Genomic DNA, 4,139 nt, shown 5'->3' with positions numbered 1-4,139 from the left:
GAGCCGTTTGATGGGGAGCTGTTCGTGCAGAGCACGCCGTTGATTAGTTTGCCGGAGACGACCGTGTTGACGGTGGGGTGCTGAGCGGGCTTTTGTGCTCCTGTTGATGTCGAGCTGAGATGGCTGCTTGGCAGTGGCGTCCTCAGGCCTCACCTACTCGCTAGCCACTTCACAGACGACAATCACCCTCCTGAGTTACGCGAGATTCCCCCCTGTTTCAGGGGTGGGGAATAGTCGCCCGGGTCGCAACTGGCGACATACCGTAGAGGGTGGGGGCAGTTCAGTGTCCTTCAGCGATGCACATGGAGGCAGTGATCGAGATGAGCGATATACCAATTTTTGCTCGGCGCCGATTCAGCAAATCATCCCGTCGATTGACGATGACGGATGTCTATTCTCCAGACGCCGGCTGGACGAAGGTGCCGCGGAAGTTGGACTTCACGAACCGCGTTGCGATTCAGCTGGTCGCGGATGGCATCACGCGAGTCCGGTTGTGGTCTCGTCGAGAAACGCATGAAGTGTCGATTCTTGAATCGTCTGTTCTTCGGCCCGGTTTGAGCGAGACTGGGGAGTAGCGGTACGGGACGTGGGTTCCGGGAGCGTCTCGCGAGGTCTCGATCGCTCGTGCCTCGCGCCTCGACCAGCGGGTGGGCGGGGTGGCGTGAAGTATGTGAAAATGACTCTGGGGTCTGTATCGAGCCTGCCGTGTATTTCTAGGGAAGGCCGTTGAGTGGAACTCCGCGACTACATTCGCATTCTGCGCAAGAGCTGGGTGCTGATTGTGCTTCTTACTCTTGTTGCCGTGGGCGCAGCATCCACTTATTCGATTCTGCAGACGCCGACGTTCAGCGCCACGGCCAAGGTGTTCGTGTCGACACAGTCCACCGGCACCACCTCGGAGCTGGCCCAGGGCAACAGCTTCACCGTGCAGCGCGTGAAGACGTACTCCGACCTCGTGGCCACCCCCATCGTGCTGCTTCCGGTCATCGGTTCGCTCGACCTCGGCATTACGCCGGACGCTCTGGCGACGAAGGTCACGGCATCCGCTCCTTTGGACACGTCGATCATCGATATCACCGTGACCGACACCGACCCGGTGCGTGCCGCGGAGACAGCGAACGCCATTTCGGCGAGCCTGACGTCGGTGGTGGCTGAGATCGAGACACCCGTCGGCGCCGATGCCGTGTCGCCGGTGAAGCTCACCCGCGCGCAGCAGGCGACCGTGCCGTCGATTCCGGTGAGCCCGAACGTACCTCTTAATATTGCGCTCGGCGCGCTCGTGGGCCTGGCGCTCGGCGTGGGAATCGCCGTGCTGCGCGAAACGCTGGAAACACGCATTCGCAACCAGCGCGACGTGGAACAGGTGACCGACAGCCCTATTCTCGGTGGCATCGTGTTCGACCCGAAGGCGCAGGAACGCCCGCTGATCGTGCACGTCGACCCGCGCAGCCCACGCGCCGAGTCGTTTAGAACCCTTCGCACCAACCTGCAGTTTCTCGACGTGGGACGCACCGAGCGCGCCTTCGTGGTGACCTCGTCGATCGAGGCCGAGGGCAAGAGCACGACCGGTGCCAACCTCGCCATTGCGCTGGCCGACTCCGGCTCGCGCGTGCTGCTCGTTGACGCCGACCTGCGCCGCCCGAAGATCGCGGACTACATGGGTATCGAAGGTGCCGTAGGCCTCACCGACGTGCTCATCGGTAAGGCCGAGCTGAAAGACGTTATTCAGCCCTGGGGCCGTGCGCAGCTGTTCGTGCTGCCGGCCGGACACATTCCGCCCAACCCGAGCGAGCTGCTCGGCTCCGCGCGCATGACGCACATCATCGGGGAACTCAACCGCGCGTTCGACGTGGTGCTCTTCGACTCGCCGCCGCTGCTGCCGGTGACCGACGCCGCCGTACTCGCGAAGAACGTGGGCGGGGCGCTCATCATCGTGGCCGCCGGACGCACTCACAAGAACCAGCTGAAGGGCGCCATCGCGGCGCTGACGAACGTGGGCACGTCCGTGTCGGGACTGGTGCTCACCATGCTGCCGACCAAGGGTCCGGACGCCTACGGGTACGGCAACTATGGGTACGGGTACGGATCTGACCTCGACGCCGAGACTGCTGCTGCGCCGAAGGGCAAGGCCGGTCCGCGTCGCACGCGGGTGCAGGCGTGAGCGAAACCGGTAGGCACGGGCGGCGGGCGGCTGTGCCGGCGGGGGTCGGTGGCGAGAGCTCGGGTGCGAAGGTCTCGACAAGCTCGACCAGCGGTATGGGCGCGGTCTCGACAAGCTCGACCAGCGGAATGTTCAGCGTGCTGGTGGTGTGCACGGGGAACATTTGCCGGTCTCCGCTGGCGGAGCACCTGCTGCGCGCTCGGTTTGCCGCCGCGGGAGTTGCGGCCAGGGTGAAGAGCGCGGGCACCCGCGCCATGGTGGGCCACGACATGACCGCCGAGGCGGCCGCGCTGGCCCTGGAGTACGGCGCCGCTGACATGCCGCACGCGGCGCAGCAGCTCACGCCGGAGCTCATCGCCGAAGCCGATCTGGTGGTGACCGCAACGCGGGAGCACCGCTCTGCCGTGGTGTCGATGTACCCGAAGAGCACCCGGTATGCGTTCACGTTGAAGCAGCTGGCGCGGTTGATGGCTGCGGTCGAGGCACGACCAGCGGTTGGTGCGGGGGACTTTATTGAAGCGATCGCGGCGTCGCGGGGGATGACTCCTCCGCCGGCGGATCCACTGGAAGACGACATCGAAGACCCGTACCGCCAGTCGTCCGCGGTCTACGCGCGCACGGCCGCCGCCATCGACGCGGCCGTCACCACCATCTCAACGGGCATCATCGCCTCCGTCGGAAAGCGGTAATCATGGCTCGTCGTCCCGTTCGTCACGTTCCCAAAGACTCCTCGCGTCGCCGCGTGTGGGTGTACGCCGCCGTGGCCGCGTTCATCATCTTCGACCTCGCCCTGATTGGCTTCGCACTCAGCACCACGAAGGCCGACGCCGACGTCACCCCCGGCACCGTGCCCACGTCCACGCTGGTGCCCACGCCCAGCCCCACCCCGGCGGCCAGCACCACCACCGCTCCTACGCCCTCGGCCAGCGCCGTCGTGGCCGTGACCCCCGCCCGCATGATCTCCGCCGCTGACGGAACGACGGCCTGGCGGGCCGCGTCGGGGGCGTGCCCCGCGGCATCCGCCTCACCCGAAGTGAGCACCGACTCGGGCGCCACCTGGACCGCCACCGACGCCACCGGCCCCGCCGACGTGACGGCAGTGCAGACGCTCTCGGCCCAGAGCGGCAGCGTGGTGCAGTTCGTCGGACTCGACCTCGCCGATTGCGCGCCCCTGTTCGTGAAGACCTTCGTGGGCGGCGACAACTTTCGCTCCTACCCGGAGCAGCTCGACGGCCAGTGGTTCGTGAACCCCGCCGACCGCGCCGTGGTGCACAGCCCCGAGGGCGACCAGACCGCGCCGTGTGCGTCGGTGCTGGCCCTCGCTCCCCGCAGCGGCACCGAAGCGGCCGTGCTGTGCGCGTCTAACGAGCTGTACGTCACCACGGATGCCGCCGCCACCTGGTCGGCCGCCAGCGTGCTCGCCGGAACCGTCAACCTCACCGCCTCTGACGCCGGCTACGTGGCCGCCGTCGCTGGCTCGGCCGAGTGCGCGGGCGTGCAGATCGTCACCCTCACCCCCGAGCTCGGCGCTACCGTCACCGGCTGCCTGCTCGTTGCGGGCGACCTCGCCGGCAACGTGGCACTCTCCGCCAGCGGAGACACCCTCTGGGTGTGGGCCGGCGAGACCCTCGGTCGCAGCACCGACGCCGGGGCAGCCTGGCTCTAACCCCTCTCTCGCCGCCGGTCGCGGCTGGCACGCTGGAATCAGCGACTACAATCTGGAGGCGTCGTACAGGTCATCGAGCACGCCGGTTGCACCTCTGGTGCTTCACTGTAGGCCGGCTCATGCACTAGTCCGTGTCTTTGGAGCCTGTGATCCCTCTCATTAAGACTGAGAGATTCTCTTGGGCTTCGTGAAGGCCAATAGGGCGCCCGTCTCTGGCCCTGTGAAGTATTTCTTCAGTGAGAAGTTGAGCTGCTTTGAATTCACCTATCGTGGGGTCTCTTCTGGGGCGTGGCCCCAAAATGATCTCAAGGC

3 protein-coding genes are annotated in these 4,139 nt (G+C 66.1%); all 3 read left to right on the top strand.

The features are described 5' to 3' along the window. Positions 1–730: 730 nt before the first annotated feature. From JF66_RS17815 to JF66_RS17805, 3 genes are read left to right on the top strand one after another with little or no spacing between them, the layout of a single operon-like run. On the top strand, positions 731–2,161 hold the full coding sequence (locus JF66_RS17815) for a polysaccharide biosynthesis tyrosine autokinase (protein ID WP_035880123.1): 1,431 nt from the start codon (positions 731–733) through the stop codon (positions 2,159–2,161). Beyond that, positions 2,158–2,850, top strand: coding sequence for a low molecular weight phosphatase family protein (locus JF66_RS17810; protein WP_156109897.1), 693 nt, complete (start codon positions 2,158–2,160; stop codon positions 2,848–2,850). Before JF66_RS17815 ends, JF66_RS17810 begins: the two co-directional genes overlap by 4 nt. A 2-nt stretch (positions 2,851–2,852) precedes the next feature. Next, complete coding sequence (locus JF66_RS17805; RefSeq protein ID WP_035880121.1) at positions 2,853–3,827, top strand: hypothetical protein; 975 nt, start codon at positions 2,853–2,855, stop codon at positions 3,825–3,827. Positions 3,828–4,139: the final 312 nt, after the last annotated feature.

The sequence above is a fragment of the Cryobacterium sp. MLB-32 genome (genome assembly GCF_000738085.1).
In the GTDB taxonomy this organism is placed as follows: Bacteria; Actinomycetota; Actinomycetes; order Actinomycetales; family Microbacteriaceae; genus Cryobacterium.
The sequence above is the reverse complement of the archived record's forward strand: the minus strand, read 5'-3'. Positions and strand labels throughout refer to the sequence as shown.

What these genes read in the sequence shown, in the direction of transcription:
- JF66_RS17805 (WP_035880121.1), top strand. Translation starts at nt 2,853, where the DNA reads ATGGCTCGTCGTCCCGTTCGTCACGTTCCCAAAGACTCCTCGCGTCGC.